This window comes from Candidatus Pelagibacter sp. RS40, from assembly GCF_002101295.1.
Classification (GTDB): Bacteria; Pseudomonadota; Alphaproteobacteria; order Pelagibacterales; family Pelagibacteraceae; genus Pelagibacter.
The window spans coordinates 399,035-414,470 of the sequence record NZ_CP020778.1; the positions used below are offsets into that span (position 1 = coordinate 399,035).

Below are 15,436 nucleotides of genomic sequence, written 5' to 3' on the forward strand. Positions count from 1 at the left end.
ACAAATGTCAGAAGATGAATTCAAATCTCGCTTAAAAATTGCAAAAAATAAAGCAGAAGTTCACAAGGATCAAAAAAATCCAAAATCTAGCTCTAACATGGGAACAGCGTTCAAAATGAGCACAGAATTGGTGTCTGCAGTAGCTGTTGGGACAATTATTGGGTTTATTTTAGACAATTGGTTTGGTACTAAGCCATGGTTAATTTTAATATTTTTTTTTGTAGGGGTGGCTGCAGGAATTATGAACGTGGTTAAAACCGCAAAAAAAATGCAAAAATAGATTACAGATGGCAGCAAACCCAATGAACCAATTCAATGTTTATCGGATTGGTCCAGAAATAAAATTAGGTAACGTTGATATTTCATTTACTAACGCAAGTTTATTTATGGTTATTAGTACTATAGCTATTTTGATTGTTTTAAACTTAGGAGCTAAAAAAAAATCACTAATACCAGATAAATTGCAATTGCTTGCCGAATTAAGTTATTCATTTGTATCAAAAATGATCAGTGACACAGCTGGAACAAAAGCAAAACCATATTTCTCATTTATATTTTCACTTTTTATGTTTGTCCTCTTTTGCAATATGTTTGGGATGATCCCTTATTCATTTACGGTTACAAGTCACATAATTGTTACTTTTGTGCTTGCAGCTTTTATATTTATTGGAGTTACAATTATTGGATTTATTAAACACGGCCTTGGTTACTTAAAATTATTTGTGCCAAGTGGAGTTCCAATGGTTCTCTTACCATTGATTGTTATAATAGAAATTATTTCTTATCTAAGTAGGCCGATTAGTTTGTCAGTGAGATTATTTGCAAATATGATGGCTGGTCATACCATGATGAAAGTATTTGGAGGATTTGTTGTTAGTCTTGGAATAGTAGGAGGATGGCTACCATTAAGTTTTTCAGTTGCGCTAACAGGTTTGGAGATACTAGTTGCTTTTCTTCAAGCTTATGTTTTTGCAATATTAACGTGCATCTATTTAAATGATGCATTAAATTTACACCATTAACAACTTATAAGGAGGATATAATGGAATTAGAAGCAGCAAAAATGATTGGAGCAGGACTTGCGGCAATAGCTCTTGCGGGCGCTGGAGTAGGTATAGGAATAATTTTTGGAAACTACCTATCAGGTGCGATGAGAAATCCATCTGCGGCTCAAAAGCAATTTCCAAATTTGCTTTTAGGTTTCGCATTAGCCGAAGCAACTGGATTATTTGGTCTAGTAGTTGCACTGATTATTTTATTCGCATTTTAATTAATGCTAAAAAAAATAATTATTAAATTTCTTTTTAGCTTTGTACTAATTACAAAAGTACAGAGTGCTGAAAGCGGAGGTATGCCACAATTAAATCCAGAGTTTTGGATATCTCAAATTGTTTGGTTAGTTATAACATTTGGTGCTTTGTATATTATTTTGTCGAAGATAATACTGCCAAAAATAAGTGATAATTTAGAAAGTAGAAGGTCACAAATTTTGGAGAATATAGAGATTGCTGAAAAACAAAGAGAGGAAAGTGAAGATAAAATAAAAGAATTTGATAAAATTATTTTAAATAGCAAACTAGAGGCAAAAAATTTGTTTAATGAGGCTCGTCAAAAAATACTGGATGATATAGATAAAAAAAGATCTGAATTAGAGACGAATTTAGAGGAAGAAATAGAAATTGCCGAAAAAGAAATTCAAAATTTAAATAAAAGTTCGGCAGAGAATATAAAAAAAATAGCCACAGAAACTTCTTCGGGTTTGATAAAACAACTCATTGGAGAAGAGATCAACAAAGAAAACATTTCATCAATTGTAAATGATCTAACAAATAATTCTAAGGAGAATAGAAAAAATGTTTGATGCAACTTTTTGGGTAGCTGTTTCATTTGTAATATTTTTTGTAGGCTTAATTTATTTAAAAGTTCCTCAAAATGTGAATAGTTTGCTAACGAAGATGATCGTTGACATTAAAAACGAAATTGATGAGAGTGAAAAATTAAGATCTGAGTCAAAAAAATTATTAGATGATGCACAAAGCAAATTAAATTCTGCAGAACAGGAAAAGAAAAAAATTATTAACCAAGCAAACATTGAAGCAGAAAAGCTTATAAAAGATATGAGTGAAAAATTCTCAAAATCAGCGGAAATAAAGAAAAATTTAGCTAATATAAAAATATCTCAAATGAAAGATGCTGCAATTAAAGATGTCAAAGATACATCCATAAAGATTGCAATCGAAGCAGTTAAAAAAACAATATCAACCTCGGTAGATAAATCAAAGTTAGATATACTATTTGAAAAAAATCTTGAGGAAACCAAAATTGAATTAAAAAAGGTTAATTCGTAACCGATATTGTAAAGTTCGTTTTTTTTCAAAAATAAGATAAATTTAAGAGATGAATTCAATAGTAATTGGATCTGGTTTTGGGGGTATAGCTTCAGCGCTAAGATTGAGAGCAAAAAATCATAATGTAACTTTAATTGAAAAGCATAATGATTTGGGTGGAAGAGCGCGAGTATTTAAAAAAAATGGATTTACGTTTGATGCTGGTCCAACAGTTATTACAGCCCCTTATTTAATTGAGGAACTTTTTGAATTATTTAATAAGACTTCAAAAAGCTACATTGAATTAAAGCCTTTAAATGTTTGGTACAGATTTGTTTTTGAAGATGGTAGTGAATTTGATTACTCAGGTGATGATGAGAAAATGAAAGTTCAAATTGAGAAAATAAGTAAAGAAGATTTTATTGGATATAAAAACTTAGTAAATTTTACAAAAAAAATATTTGATAAAGGATTTACTGAATTATCAGATGTCCCATTTGATAAACCTTTATTTATGTTTAAACAAATACCATCATTGCTTAAACTAAAAAGCTATAAATCAGTTTATAGCTTGGTATCTTCTTATGTTAAAAATGATAAGTTGAGAAGATTATTGAGCATGCATCCTTTATTGGTAGGAGGAAATCCTTTCACCACGACGTCAATTTATGGATTGATATTATATTTAGAAAAAAAATGGGGAATTCACTACTCCATGGGTGGCACAGGTCAAATAGTAAGTGGTTTAGAAAAGCTTATGATCGAAGAAAAAATTAAAATTATAAAAGGAAAAGAAGTTGTAGAAGTAATTACAAAAAATAAAAAAATTAAGTCTGTAAAGCTTGATGATGGAAGTGAATTAGATGCAAATAATGTTATTTGTAATGCAGATCCTCCAGCAGTTTATTCAAGTCTAATGAATGAAAAATTAAGTAAATTTTTTAAGTATAAGATGAAACGTATGCAATACTCTATGGGTTTATTCGTGTATTACTTTGGTACAAAAAAGAAATATGAAAATATTGAGCATCACACTATAAAATTTGGAGAAAAATACGAGGAACATTTAAATGACATATTTAATAATAAAATATTGAATAAAGATATAAGCTATTACCTACATAGACCTACTGCTACCGACGAGGCGATGGCACCAAAAGGTCATGATTGTTTTTATGTTTTGGTCCCTGTGCCTAATAATCAGTCTGGCATTAATTGGAGTGAGAAAGGTGAGGAAATGAAAAATCTGGTCATCGATAAAATGCAAAATTTAATGCCAGATCTTAGAAAAAACATTGTAGAGGACTTCTATTTAACTCCTGATTATTTTGAAAAAGAATTAAATACAAAATTTGGCTCTGGCTTCTCAATACAACCAAAATTTACACAGTCAGCATATTTCAGATTTCATAATAAATCTGAGATATTTGATGGTCTATACTTTGTTGGTGCAGGGACGCATCCTGGCGCAGGTGTACCAGGAGTTTTGTCTTCAGCGAAGGTACTAGACAAGATACTCTAATGAATAAACAAAACTATTTATCGATTTATGCAAAATCATTTAGTTGGGCAGGGTTTTTTCTAAATAAAGAGACTTATCAAAAGTGCTCTGATTTATACACTTTTTGTAGATATTTAGATAATATTGCAGATGAAACTGGAGAATTAGAAACTAAGAAATTAAAATTCAAAGAATTTAAAAATGACTTTAAATCAAAAAATTTCTCAAATCCAATAATTGAAAAAATGTGGAAATTAGTTGCTGATACAAATATTTCTACAAATATTATTTTTGATTTATTTGATGGTGTTGAAAGTGATTTAGAGGAAAAAGTAGAATTGAAGTCTGAAAAAGAATTATTGATATATTCATATAGAGTTGCTGGAACTGTTGGATTAATGATGGCAAAAATTCTTAATGTTAAAAAAGAGAGTGCCTTTAAAGCCGCAATCGATTTAGGGATAGCTATGCAATTAACAAATATATCTAGAGATGTGATTGAAGATAAAAATCTTAATAGATATTATATAAAGTCTGATATCAAAGAGATCAAAGATACTTTAGAACTTGCTGAAACTTTTTACAGAAGTTGTTTTTATTACATAAAAGATATTCCTTTTCGTTTAAGATTTTCAATTTGTGTCGCAAGAAGAGTGTATAGAGAAATAGGATTTCAAATTAAAAAAAAAAGTAATTTTGAAGAGTATAAAAATTCTGGGAAAATATTTGTAAATAATTTTGGTAAAATTATACAAACTTTAATATCTTTATTGGATATGATTAAGCTGAGCTTAATGACTAATCAAGAAACAGGTTATACTCAAAATAAGCACAAAATTATCATGGAAGAGATTAATTTAAATGAAAGATTTTGATATTGTAATTATTGGAGGGGGGTGTAGTGGATTATCTTTAGCCTATCAATTAGAAATTAATTCAAAATTAAAAGGTAGATCTTTAGCTATAATTGATAATAGAGATAGATATTTTAGAGACAAAACTTGGTCTTTTTGGAGAGTAAATCAACATGATTTTGAAGATTGTGTGATAAAAAGTTGGAAACAGTTTTCAATTAATTCTAAAGATGGAACTTTATATAAGGATTGTAATAAATATCCATATCAATCAATAGATAGTGGTTTGTTCTATGATAAAATTTTAAATAAACTTAAACAAAACAAAAATATTTATTTTTTTAAAAGCAAAAACGAGATTAACATAAATTCTTCTATAGTTTTTAATAGCGTTCCAGAGATTAGTAAAACTGATGATAAGCTTTGGCAACACTTTTGTGGATATGAAATTGAAACCGATAAAGAATTTTTTGATGAAGAAATTATGAATCTTATGGATTTTGATTGTGATCAAAAGGACAGTGTTCATTTTTTTTATACTCTTCCATTTTCAAAAAATAAAGCTCTAGTTGAAACCACATGGTTATCAACAATGAACAATCAAGAGGAAGAAGAATACGACCAACAACTTTTAGATTATATCAAAAATCATCTTAATCTTAAAAATTATAGGATTAAGTACAAAGAAGTTGGTAAAATCCCTTTATTTAGAACTTCTAATATAAATAACCAAAATTTAGTAAATATTGGGACTGCAGGTGGCATGACTAGGCTAAGTACGGGATATACATTTTTAAACATTCAGGAACAATCAAAATATTTAGCAAAAAACATAGAAAAATTTAGATCTAATAAAGCTTTCAAAATAGGCACAAAATATGAGTTTTTAGATAAAATTTTCTTAAGAGTTTTAAAAAAAAGTCCAAAAATAATGCCTAATGTATTTTATAAAATGTTCAACTCAAAATCAGAGGCAATTATAAATTTTTTATCCAACAAAAGTCATTTGGGTGAAGATTTATCAATTATATTAAAAATGCCCAAAATAGTTTTTTTAAAAGCTATATTCCAACAAAAATGATTAAAAAAATTAATTATAATCACTCTTTGATTTTTTTTATATCGTGCATTTTTTTATCCTCTTTTGACTACTTGAGATCAAATTCATTTATTTTAATATGTTTTTTTTTAATTTTAATCTTGGGTGTTTCACATGGCGCTTTGGATAATATTAAAGGAAGAAAATTAATTAAAATTCTAAAAATTAAAAATATTTCTTACTTTTATTTGGTATATATTTTGATTGGTTTAGGCATTATTTTGTTGTGGATACTATTTCCACAAAGTTTATTGCTATTATTTTTGATAATTGCATCTTACCATTTTGGTAAGGAAGACTCAGAATTTATAAGTAAAAATCAAAAACAAAGTTTTTTATTAAAAACTTTTAAAGGATCAATTATAATAGTTTCACCATTACTCTTTAATCAAAATAAAACTTTAGAAATATTTAATTCTATAAATTTTGATTTATCTAATACTTTGCTAGTTAAAACTGAGTTTTTAGTAATTTTACTTCTTCTATCATTTATATCAAATTTAATATTATCTTTTAATAAAAATTATGATGAAAAGTCTGTTTTATTAATGGATTTTTTTTCAATAATTACGTTAAATATTTTTTTAAACCCTTTGCTGGCATTTACAATTTATTTCTGCTTTCTACATTCATTTAGACATTCCATTAAATTGATATTTGAACTAAATAAGAATTTTAAAAAAGGAATTTTTCTATTTATTAAAAAAGCGCTTCCGCTTACTTTTATAACTGGAATTATTTTTATAGTTGCTTTAAATTTTTTAAATCATGAGTTTAAACTAAATGAAAGTGTGAATATGGTAATATTTATTGGATTGGCCTCATTAACATTTCCACATATATTGCTTGAATACTTAATTGAGAAAAATGAAAAATGATAAAATTAAAGTTTTTTTAGCAGCACCTAGAGGTTTTTGCGCTGGTGTAGATAGAGCAATTGAAATTGTTAAGAAAAGTTTAAATAAATATGGTTCTCCAGTTTATGTCAGGCATGAGATAGTTCATAACAAACATGTTGTAGAAAGTTTAAAGAAAATAGGCGCAATTTTTGTGGAGGAGCTTGATGAGATTGAAGATAAAACTAGACCAGTTATTTTCTCTGCTCATGGAGTTCCAAAATCAGTATCAGAAAATGCATCAAATTTAAAAATGACTTATGTAGATGCTACATGTCCTCTAGTTTCAAAAGTTCACCGAGAAGCTGAAAATATTAAGAAACAAGGAATGCACATTCTCCTTATTGGCCATAAAAATCATCCTGAAGTCATTGGTACTATGGGTCAATTACCTAAAGGATCAATAGACTTAATTGAGAGCGCTGAAGATGCTCATAATTATATTAATATTTCTAACAAAAAACTGGCTTATATTACTCAAACAACTCTTTCTGTAGATGATACTAAAGAGATAATTGAGGTCCTAAAATCTAAATTTCCAGATATTTATGAGCCTAAAAAGGAGGACATTTGTTATGCAACAACAAATCGACAAGAAGCAGTAAAAAAAATTGCCTCAAAATGTGAGATGTTTTTTGTAATTGGTAGCCGTAACTCATCCAATTCAGTCAGATTAGTTGAAGTTGCAAAAAAAAATGGTTCAAAATCAGCAGAATTAATACATTCTGAAAGCGAAATTCCTTTCAGTCAAATAAAAAATTGTAAAACAATAGGAATTTCATCGGGCGCATCAGCACCTGAAATTCTGGTTACCGAATTTATTGAGGAGCTAAAAAAACAATTTACTATTGATATAGAAGAAGTAGAAATCACAAGAGAAAATATTACATTTAAAGTTCCCGGAAAATTAAACTAATGGCAGTCTTCACAAAAATAGGTTTAGATGAAATAAATCTAATTGAAAAAAATTTTAGTATTGGAAAAATATTAAATTATAGTGGTATTAAAAAAGGTATTGAGAATACAAATTATCTTATCAAATCAAAAAAAAGAAAGTTTATATTAACTATTTTTGAGAAGAGAGTTGACTCAACAGATCTACCTTTTTTTATGAAACTTATGTCGGGTCTTGCACAATCTAAAATAAAGTGTCCAAAACCAGTTGAAAATAAAAAGGGTAAATATTTATTTAAGTTAAAAGGTAAAAATGCATGTTTGGTAACTTTCTTAGAAGGAAAAGATAAGAACAATTTAAATTCTAAAGAATGCTTTGTCATAGGAAAAAATATTGCAAGATTACACAACTCATCTAAAAAATTAAGAATATTTCGAAAAAATTCACTTTCGGTTAATTCATGGGGACCTCTTTTGAAAAAAATCAGTAGAAAAATAAATAAAAAATTTAAGGATTTAACTGAAAATATGAAAATAGATTATATTCAAATTAAAAAACTTTGGCCAAAAAAACTTCCAACAGGAATTATTCATGGAGACTTATTTATAGATAATATATTTTTTTATAAAGGTCGCTTTCATGGTTTTATTGATTTTTATTTTTCTTCTAATGATTATTATGCATATGATCTTGCGATATGTGTGAATGCTTTATGCTTCAATAAAAAAAATAATAAATTTATTATGATTAAGAATAAATCTTCAAATTTATTGAAAGGATATCAATCGGTCAGAAAATTAACAAAATTAGAGAAAAATAGTTTTAATACCCTTTGTAAGGGCTCGGCTCTAAGGTACTTACTAACAAGATCTTATGATTATCTAAACACACCCAAAACAGCAATTATTAAAATCAAAGATCCAAAAGAATATATTCAAAAACTTGATTTTCATAAAAATTTAAATTCATTTAAAGATTATTGCTAATGATAAAAATCTATACAGATGGTTCTTGTATTGGAAACCCAGGGAATGGTGGTTGGGCTGCGATAATAATTGAAAATGGAAATAAAACTAGAATTAAAGGTAGTAAAAAAGATACAACAAACAACCAAATGGAATTACTTGCTCCAATTAAAGCTTTAAAAAAAATTGCAAAAGGTAGCAAAGTTCAAATATTTACAGACTCTAAATATGTAAAATCAGGAATTACTGAATGGATACATAATTGGAAAAAAAATGGTTGGAAAACAGCTAATAAAAAAGATGTAAAAAACAAAGAACTTTGGACTGAATTAGATAATCTATCGAACTCCTTTGAAATTAAATGGAATTGGGTTAAGGCACATTCTACGGATTTACTAAATAACGAGGTAGATTTGTTGGCACGAACTTCAGTTTATAAATGAAATAAATTAAGTGAAGACTAGATTTTTATATAAAAATTAATTTTTTAAAAGTTATATCTTGCGTAAAAAGATTTTGATGTTGCATCATAGTACATATCATGTTTTGAGCGTTCAATACCAAAAGATAAATTATTTTGATCCATCCCAAAACCTATTGAATAAAAATTATCAATTCCTGAATAATCTGTCGTATTAAAATTATTACCTGGGATAAAATCCGTTTCACTTTGATCCCACTTATGAATTCCAAGCGTTGCAGATAAAAAAATACCATTTTTTTGTATAAAATATTTACTATTTAATCCAACAGATGTTGAGTAACTATCTATAACCAAAAGATTATTATCTGAATTACATGTTAGTACCGTCCCGCTGGAATAGTTTCCACTTAAATATCGACCATCAGTTGTTAAAGTATCTCCATTATCACATACTGTTGCGGACTCCCCAAATTGATTGAAAGAAAATTCTAAATTTAGGTCTATTGGTTTATTATTATAATCTTTGATTAAACTTGTTCCGCTTACAATTGCATATCCAAAGTCTTTTTCATCTATAGATGCATTGCCTGTTGGATTATAAAATCCACTTTCTACTTTCGAATGTAATGTTTTTATTCCAAAATAGTATTCATCGTTTTCAAATGAAGTTTTAAAGTTATCCACTATTTCTCTTTTTCCTGAAAATAGTTTACTTAGTTTTAGACCAAATTCTTTTGTAGTATTTGACGGCTCATAAGATCCTGAATCTAAAGTACTATCTTCAACACTCATGAATTCATAATACGGTTCTAGTATAAAATCTTTATATTTTGTTTCATAAGATACTTTCCATATGTATCCATCATTGTTTGTAAAAACTAAATCTTTATTTGAACCTCCTAAATAAGCCAGATAAGAAGTATTTTTTCCTGAAAAAATGTGATCAAATTCTAATTTAAGTTTTCCTTTTAGTTTTAGCTCAGGAATTGGTGCATCTAATTCAGCTATAAATGGTATAAATACATAATCTTGCTCTCTATCATAGCCGTAATGTCCAGTTGTAGTATTTCTGTTTTGCCAATAATGATATAACCTTCTGAAACCTATACCACTTTTAAGCATTAACTTTTTTGAATATTGTGATCCATATAAAATTCTAGAGTTGAATATTCTTACTTTGTTGTCATCTAATGTTCCGGTGCCATTACTCCAATATGATTGATTCATGAGCTGATAGCTAATATCAAACTCAAATTCATTTAAATACTCATTGTTTAGTCTTGATTTTTTGAAATTATACAAAAAACCTAAATTCTGAAGTTTATCCCCCTTAGCAGCTAAACCAGATCGTAGATGCATTAAATCTGGCTCCTCATATTCATAGCTTCCGGTAAAGCTTAGTCCATAAGAGTGAATAGTTCCAAGATCAGATGATTGAGCTGATAACAATTTTAAATTAAATAGAAGAGAAAGAAGCAAGATTTTTATTAATTTCATAGAAAATTAAGTATTTTAAATGTAACATAATAGCAATTATTTTAGCAAGTTAGTATCAAGTATTAATTGAAATTTTTAAAAAAATTTAAGATTATAAAATATCTAGTATACCCTCTGCTGAAGATAAACCACATTCTTTAGTCTCTTTTTCAACTTGAATATTTGATACTTCCAACTTCTCAATTACCATAGAATATCGATTTGATCTTATTCCCATACCTCTAGAATTTCTATCAACCTCTGCACCGATTGCCTTTGTAAATGATAAATAAGGATCGGATAGCATTATTATTTTATTTTCAATGTTATGTGCTTTTCCCCAAGCATCCATAACGTATGGATCATTAACAGATATACAAAATATATTTTGTATTCCTTTCTGTTTTAATTTATCTGCATTCGCCACATAACCTGGAAGGTGAAATTTGGAACAGGTTGAAGTAAAAGCACCAGGCAGCCCAAATAGAATAATTTTGCCTGTGCCAAGAATTTCTTTAATTTTGCTTATTCTTGGCTCACCCTCTACTAGATGGAAAATTTCAGTGTCAGGAATATGATCTTTTATTTTAATTTTCATATTGAATTTATTACATAATTTTTAACTTTTTCTAAATCATTTGATAAGACATCAAATTTTTCCTCTCTATCATAAACATATCTTAGGCTTTCTGGCAGTTTTTCAGTTTTTGAGATTGCATCCTCTATTGCTTTTGGAAATTTACATGGGTGAGCTGTTGACAATACAACACAGTTTTTTTCTAATTCTAGTTTTTTTGCAGCTCCAATTCCAATTGCAGTGTGAGGATCAACTACTATTTGATATTTTTCATGGATATCTTTTATCATTTCAACAGTCTCATTTTCATCTAACATTTCAGAAATAAAATTTCTTTTAATCTTCTCTAAGTCATTATTATCAATTTTATATTCATTATTTTTTATTTTACTCATAACATCTTTTGTAAATTCTGAATTACAATCTTTCACATCATATAAGAGTCTTTCAAAGTTACTTGCTATCTGGATATCCATACTAGGAGTATTTGTTTCTTCAACTTTCTTTTGAGTATAATCACCTCCAGAAATTGCTCTATGAAGAATGTCGTTTTTATTTGTTGCTACTATAAGTTTGTCGATAGGTAGGCCAAGTTTTTTTGCTAAGTAACCAGCATAAATATCTCCAAAATTACCTGTTGGAACAGAAAATGATAAAGGTTGTCCATTACCTATTTTAAAATATGCATAAAAGTAATAAACGGCTTGAGCAATTATTCTTGACCAATTAATTGAGTTTACTCCTGACATGTTGATCTTATTTGAAAAATTTTGATCATTGAACATGGATTTTACTAAATTTTGACAATCATCAAAGTTACCCTCAATTGCGATATTAAAAACATTTTTCTCTTCATGAATTGTCATCAATCGTCTCTGAACTGGTGAAATTTTATTATGAGGATGTAATACAAAAACATTTAGATTACTTTTGCCTTTCAATGCATCAATAGCTGCAGCCCCTGTATCTCCTGAAGTTGCTACAATAATATTAATTTTTTTCTCTGCACTTTCTAAGTGATATTGGTAGAAATTACCTATCAATTGCATCGCAATATCCTTGAAAGCGAGTGTTGGACCATGAAACAATTCCAAAATTTTAAATTTTCCTAAATCAGAGATTTTTACAACATCTTCACATCTAAAATGTGAGTAAGATTTGGATATCAAGGAAGATAATTCTTTTTTCGTCATAAAATTTCCAATAAATGGGAAAATAATTTCAGCTGCTAATTCATTGTATTTAAGGCTGCTAAGTTTGATTAAATCTTCCTTGCTAAATGGTTTAATTGATTTTGGCACAAATAGACCGCCATCATCTGCTAGACCTTTAAGAAAAACGTTTTTAAATGAGAAATGGTCTGAATTATTTCTGGTACTAATATATTCCATCAGTAATTTTTTTTTCTGAAATATAAATATATTAAAAATATAGAAACAGCTAATGAAAACCAAGTTAACGCGTATTTTAAATGGTTGTTGGAAATATTGGCTCCCACTTGTTTTGGCTTTGGATAAATTCCTTCTTGCTTACTGATATTGTTTATAATGAATGGAGAAAATTGTTTACCAGTATAATTTAATAAATCCTCATCTTTTAATGTAAACCAATAGTTCTTATTTATATCATTATCTGGCTTAAAATAATTAAATTTACTTTTCAGTTTCAAAATCCCCTCGAACTTGCTTTCATCTGAAAAGTATTTTTTTGATTTAAAGTCTCTAGGAATCCATCCACGATTAATCAAATAACTTTTATTATTGATACTTATTGGATTGACAATATCAAAACCTGGCTCTCCTTTTTCACTTAAACTATACAAGTAAATGATTTTTGAATTATCTAATATTCCTTCAAATTTAATTTTTTTAAAATTAGTTGGATTACTACCGTTAAATTCTATTGGTTCACTTTTTAAAGATTGTTCAATTGAGTTTATTAATTCAAGTTTCCAGTTTAACCTTATAATTTGCCAAGTACCTAGGGCTAAAAAAACTAAAATAAAAAAATATACAAATAATGAAAACGATAACTTGTTTTTCAAATTATTTTAACTTCCCCAAATGTATATGGCTGCAAATAAAAATAACCATACCACATCGACAAAGTGCCAATACCACGCTGCTGCCTCAAAACCAAAGTGATGTTCTTTTGTAAAATGACCCAGTTTTCCCCTCCATAGACACACTGCTAGGAAGATTGTTCCAACAACCACATGAAAACCATGAAAGCCTGTAGCCATGTAAAAAGTTGCTCCATAAATATGACCTGAAAAACTAAATGAAGCATGTTGATATTCATATATTTGTAAAAGAGTGAAGAATGCTCCTAGAGCAACTGTACAAATCAGACCATTAATAAATCCTTTTCTATCACCTTCTAGTAAAGAGTGATGAGCCCATGTAACTGTTGTACCTGATAAAAGAAGAACTAGAGTATTTATAAGAGGAATATCCCATGGATCAAATGTTTCGATATCTTTTGGTGGCCAAACATTACCAGTAAATTCATTTGGAAATAAACTTGCATCAAAGTAAGCCCAGAACCAGGCAACAAAAAACATTACCTCAGAGGCAATGAATAAAGTCATTCCATATCTATGATGGAGTTGTACAACTGGGGTGTGATGGCCTTGGTGCTCGGCCTCAATAACAACATCTCGGAACCACATAAATGCACAATAAATTAGCAGAGCAAATCCAAGCAACATTGCCCACATTGCTTGAGCATGCAAATAATAAACTGTTCCTAGTGCAGTAATTAATGTAGCGAAAGAAGTAGCAATCGGCCACGGACTAGGATCAACTAAATGGTAATCATGCTTTTGAGCTGAGGACATTTTTAACTCTCGTTTTTCTCAACTTTATAGTAGTCAGAGGAGAAAAAAGTATAGGACATAGTAACATCCTCTATATTTTTAGTTTTTGGGTCGTTTACTAATTCAGGGTCTAGATAAAATACTAAATCATAAGATGCTTTTTCTCCTGGTTTAAGTGTCTGTTTTTCAAAACAAAAGCAGCCTAATTTGTTAAAATACTGGCCAAAAGACGAAGGGGAAACATTGTAACTTGCAACTGCAGATGAAGGTTGATCACCCAAATTTTCAACATTAAATTTGATTTTATAAACTTTGCCTGGTTTTACATCCAAAGTTTTTTCATTAACTGCAAAATCCCAATCTAACTGAGAATTCACGTTTGTATCAAGCCTTACATTTACTATTTTATCTAATACTATATTTGGTGCCTCTTTAGAGATTTGGGTAGTGCCTCCAAATCCTGTTACCCTACAAAACAAATCATAAAGTGGTACTGCAGCAAATGATAATCCTAACATAAAAACGAATATTCCAGCTAACAAAAGAGGTGTTAATGTATTTTTTTTAATCATATTGACCTCTCAAAGACACCGACATTATACAAAGTAAAAACAAACAAAATCACTATAAAAATTACAAGACCTAGCGCGGTCCATAAATTTTTCTTTTTTGTTTTTTCGTCTCTTATCATTAAATAAGTTTATCAATTAAAAATAACACAAAAATTAAGAATAAGTAAAATATTGAGTAAGCAAAAATTTGTTTTGCAATTTTGATCTCAAATTTATTTTTTTTATAATTATAAAGTTTAAAACAAAGATAATTATAATAAATAGTCAAGGTCAATCCAAGTGTAAGAAATAATTCTGATGTAAATCCAATCGCATATGGGAAAACCAATGTTGGTAACATTAGCAATGAATATATAAATATATTCTTTTTTGTGTTTTCAATCCCATTAGTAATTGGCAACATTGGAATTTTCGCCTTTTTGTAGTCTTTAGCCTTATAAAGGCTTAGGGCCCAAAAATGAGATGGTGTCCAAACAAAAATTATTAGAAAAAAAACTAAAGGTTCAATTGATAAAGAGTTTGTTGCTATGGTCCAGCCAATAACAGGTGGTAACGCACCTGCAGCTCCTCCAATTACTATATTTTGGGGAGTTCTTCTTTTTAACCAAATTGTGTAAATAAACAAATAAAAGAAAATAGTAAAAAACAATAAGAAAGCTGAAATAGCATTAGCAAAATAATATAAGCTAAAGACAGAAATAATAGATAATATTGTTCCAAAGTATAAAGCCTGAGCTCTATTAAGTTTACCTCGTGGAATTGGTCTTAAACATGTCCTAGTCATCAATTTATCAAGATCAGCCTCGTACCACATGTTCAATGCACCTGCTGCGCCTGCCCCAATGGCCACTATGAGTATACCAATAGCTGCCTGAGTGAAAGGTATGGAATTTGGAGCCGTGAGCAAACCAACTGCGCAAGTAAATATTACTAAAGACATTACTCTTGGCTTCATGAGCTTTATTAGCTCTGAGATAATTCCAAGATCTGTATTAGATCTTTTTTCTCTTAAGATAGTAGACTGCATTTTAA

General features: G+C 28.7%; 19 protein-coding genes. 12 read left to right on the forward strand and 7 right to left on the reverse strand.

Translation table 11 applies throughout. From position 1 onward, the window contains the following. Window positions 1–4 precede the first annotated feature (4 nt). The 12 genes from B8063_RS02130 (at window position 5) to rnhA (ending at window position 8,980) form a co-directional block, all read left to right on the forward strand. Window positions 5–280, forward strand: coding sequence for an AtpZ/AtpI family protein (locus tag B8063_RS02130; RefSeq protein WP_075521665.1), 276 nt, complete (start codon window positions 5–7; stop codon window positions 278–280). A gap of 7 nt (window positions 281–287) precedes the next feature. Continuing rightward, complete coding sequence (locus B8063_RS02135; protein ID WP_085069008.1) at window positions 288–1,022, forward strand: F0F1 ATP synthase subunit A; 735 nt, start codon at window positions 288–290, stop codon at window positions 1,020–1,022. A gap of 20 nt (window positions 1,023–1,042) precedes the next feature. Next, entirely contained in the window at window positions 1,043–1,270 is a 228-nt protein-coding gene (locus tag B8063_RS02140) for a F0F1 ATP synthase subunit C (RefSeq protein ID WP_006997791.1), read from the forward strand. A gap of 3 nt (window positions 1,271–1,273) precedes the next feature. Further along, window positions 1,274–1,861, forward strand: a complete 588-nt coding sequence (locus B8063_RS02145; protein ID WP_085069010.1) for a F0F1 ATP synthase subunit B family protein — start codon at window positions 1,274–1,276, stop codon at window positions 1,859–1,861. Then, on the forward strand, window positions 1,854–2,348 hold the full coding sequence (locus B8063_RS02150) for a F0F1 ATP synthase subunit B family protein (protein WP_085069012.1): 495 nt from the start codon (window positions 1,854–1,856) through the stop codon (window positions 2,346–2,348). Before B8063_RS02145 ends, B8063_RS02150 begins: the two co-directional genes overlap by 8 nt. 49 nt (window positions 2,349–2,397) lie before the next feature. Next, a complete protein-coding gene (crtI, locus tag B8063_RS02155; protein ID WP_085069014.1) occupies window positions 2,398–3,849 on the forward strand; it encodes a phytoene desaturase family protein in 1,452 nt (483 codons plus the stop codon). Continuing rightward, a complete protein-coding gene (locus B8063_RS02160; RefSeq protein WP_085069016.1) occupies window positions 3,849–4,703 on the forward strand; it encodes a phytoene/squalene synthase family protein in 855 nt (284 codons plus the stop codon). The genes crtI and B8063_RS02160 overlap by 1 nt, the downstream gene beginning before the upstream one ends. Next, on the forward strand, window positions 4,690–5,763 hold the full coding sequence (locus tag B8063_RS02165) for a lycopene cyclase family protein (protein ID WP_085069018.1): 1,074 nt from the start codon (window positions 4,690–4,692) through the stop codon (window positions 5,761–5,763). The genes B8063_RS02160 and B8063_RS02165 overlap by 14 nt, the downstream gene beginning before the upstream one ends. Before the next feature lie 140 nt (window positions 5,764–5,903). Next, window positions 5,904–6,659: a Brp/Blh family beta-carotene 15,15'-dioxygenase gene (locus B8063_RS02170; protein ID WP_232311411.1), complete on the forward strand. Its 756-nt coding sequence runs from the start codon at window positions 5,904–5,906 to the stop codon at window positions 6,657–6,659. Next, window positions 6,649–7,593, forward strand: coding sequence for a 4-hydroxy-3-methylbut-2-enyl diphosphate reductase (gene ispH, locus B8063_RS02175; protein ID WP_085069022.1), 945 nt, complete (start codon window positions 6,649–6,651; stop codon window positions 7,591–7,593). Before B8063_RS02170 ends, ispH begins: the two co-directional genes overlap by 11 nt. Beyond that, on the forward strand, window positions 7,593–8,558 hold the full coding sequence (locus tag B8063_RS02180; protein WP_085069024.1) for a homoserine kinase: 966 nt from the start codon (window positions 7,593–7,595) through the stop codon (window positions 8,556–8,558). The genes ispH and B8063_RS02180 overlap by 1 nt, the downstream gene beginning before the upstream one ends. Further along, complete coding sequence (gene rnhA, locus B8063_RS02185; protein ID WP_085069026.1) at window positions 8,558–8,980, forward strand: ribonuclease HI; 423 nt, start codon at window positions 8,558–8,560, stop codon at window positions 8,978–8,980. Before B8063_RS02180 ends, rnhA begins: the two co-directional genes overlap by 1 nt. Window positions 8,981–9,024: 44 nt before the next feature. On the opposite strand, the gene B8063_RS02190 is transcribed toward rnhA, so the two are convergent. From B8063_RS02190 to cyoE, 7 genes are all read right to left on the reverse strand, one after another. Further along, on the reverse strand, window positions 9,025–10,458 hold the full coding sequence (locus tag B8063_RS02190) for a hypothetical protein (protein WP_085069028.1): 1,434 nt from the start codon (window positions 10,456–10,458) through the stop codon (window positions 9,025–9,027). Window positions 10,459–10,549: 91 nt separating this feature from the next. After that, window positions 10,550–11,035: a peroxiredoxin gene (locus tag B8063_RS02195; protein WP_085069030.1), complete on the reverse strand. Its 486-nt coding sequence runs from the start codon at window positions 11,033–11,035 to the stop codon at window positions 10,550–10,552. Further along, window positions 11,032–12,405, reverse strand: coding sequence for a threonine synthase (gene thrC, locus B8063_RS02200; RefSeq protein ID WP_085069032.1), 1,374 nt, complete (start codon window positions 12,403–12,405; stop codon window positions 11,032–11,034). The genes B8063_RS02195 and thrC overlap by 4 nt, the downstream gene beginning before the upstream one ends. Further along, window positions 12,405–13,058 (reverse strand): SURF1 family protein, encoded by a 654-nt coding sequence (locus B8063_RS02205; RefSeq protein ID WP_085069034.1) that lies wholly within the window; start codon window positions 13,056–13,058, stop codon window positions 12,405–12,407. The genes thrC and B8063_RS02205 overlap by 1 nt, the downstream gene beginning before the upstream one ends. A gap of 6 nt (window positions 13,059–13,064) precedes the next feature. Further along, on the reverse strand, window positions 13,065–13,853 hold the full coding sequence (locus B8063_RS02210; RefSeq protein WP_085069036.1) for a cytochrome c oxidase subunit 3: 789 nt from the start codon (window positions 13,851–13,853) through the stop codon (window positions 13,065–13,067). A 2-nt stretch (window positions 13,854–13,855) separates the two neighbouring features. Further along, a complete protein-coding gene (locus B8063_RS02215) occupies window positions 13,856–14,404 on the reverse strand; it encodes a cytochrome c oxidase assembly protein (protein ID WP_232311412.1) in 549 nt (182 codons plus the stop codon). Between the two features lie 118 nt (window positions 14,405–14,522). Further along, window positions 14,523–15,431 carry a heme o synthase gene (cyoE, locus tag B8063_RS02225; protein ID WP_085069038.1) on the reverse strand — a complete coding sequence of 303 codons (909 nt, stop codon included), beginning with the start codon at window positions 15,429–15,431 and terminating at the stop codon, window positions 14,523–14,525. Window positions 15,432–15,436 lie beyond the last annotated feature (5 nt).

Excerpts from the sequence above, each read along its gene's own strand:
- B8063_RS02160 (WP_085069016.1), top strand. The coding sequence starts at position 3,849 with ATGAATAAACAAAACTATTTATCGATTTATGCAAAATCATTTAGTTGG.
- B8063_RS02130 (WP_075521665.1), top strand. The coding sequence starts at position 5 with ATGTCAGAAGATGAATTCAAATCTCGCTTAAAAATTGCAAAAAATAAA.
- rnhA (WP_085069026.1), top strand. The coding sequence starts at position 8,558 with ATGATAAAAATCTATACAGATGGTTCTTGTATTGGAAACCCAGGGAAT.
- B8063_RS02190 (WP_085069028.1), bottom strand. The coding sequence starts at position 10,458 with ATGAAATTAATAAAAATCTTGCTTCTTTCTCTTCTATTTAATTTAAAA.
- B8063_RS02135 (WP_085069008.1), top strand. The coding sequence starts at position 288 with ATGGCAGCAAACCCAATGAACCAATTCAATGTTTATCGGATTGGTCCA.
- B8063_RS02180 (WP_085069024.1), top strand. The coding sequence starts at position 7,593 with ATGGCAGTCTTCACAAAAATAGGTTTAGATGAAATAAATCTAATTGAA.
- B8063_RS02145 (WP_085069010.1), top strand. The coding sequence starts at position 1,274 with ATGCTAAAAAAAATAATTATTAAATTTCTTTTTAGCTTTGTACTAATT.
- B8063_RS02210 (WP_085069036.1), bottom strand. The coding sequence starts at position 13,853 with ATGTCCTCAGCTCAAAAGCATGATTACCATTTAGTTGATCCTAGTCCG.
- B8063_RS02150 (WP_085069012.1), top strand. The coding sequence starts at position 1,854 with ATGTTTGATGCAACTTTTTGGGTAGCTGTTTCATTTGTAATATTTTTT.
- thrC (WP_085069032.1), bottom strand. The coding sequence starts at position 12,405 with ATGGAATATATTAGTACCAGAAATAATTCAGACCATTTCTCATTTAAA.
- ispH (WP_085069022.1), top strand. The coding sequence starts at position 6,649 with ATGAAAAATGATAAAATTAAAGTTTTTTTAGCAGCACCTAGAGGTTTT.
- B8063_RS02140 (WP_006997791.1), top strand. The coding sequence starts at position 1,043 with ATGGAATTAGAAGCAGCAAAAATGATTGGAGCAGGACTTGCGGCAATA.
- B8063_RS02165 (WP_085069018.1), top strand. The coding sequence starts at position 4,690 with ATGAAAGATTTTGATATTGTAATTATTGGAGGGGGGTGTAGTGGATTA.
- crtI (WP_085069014.1), top strand. The coding sequence starts at position 2,398 with ATGAATTCAATAGTAATTGGATCTGGTTTTGGGGGTATAGCTTCAGCG.
- B8063_RS02195 (WP_085069030.1), bottom strand. The coding sequence starts at position 11,035 with ATGAAAATTAAAATAAAAGATCATATTCCTGACACTGAAATTTTCCAT.
- B8063_RS02215 (WP_232311412.1), bottom strand. The coding sequence starts at position 14,404 with ATGATTAAAAAAAATACATTAACACCTCTTTTGTTAGCTGGAATATTC.
- cyoE (WP_085069038.1), bottom strand. The coding sequence starts at position 15,431 with ATGCAGTCTACTATCTTAAGAGAAAAAAGATCTAATACAGATCTTGGA.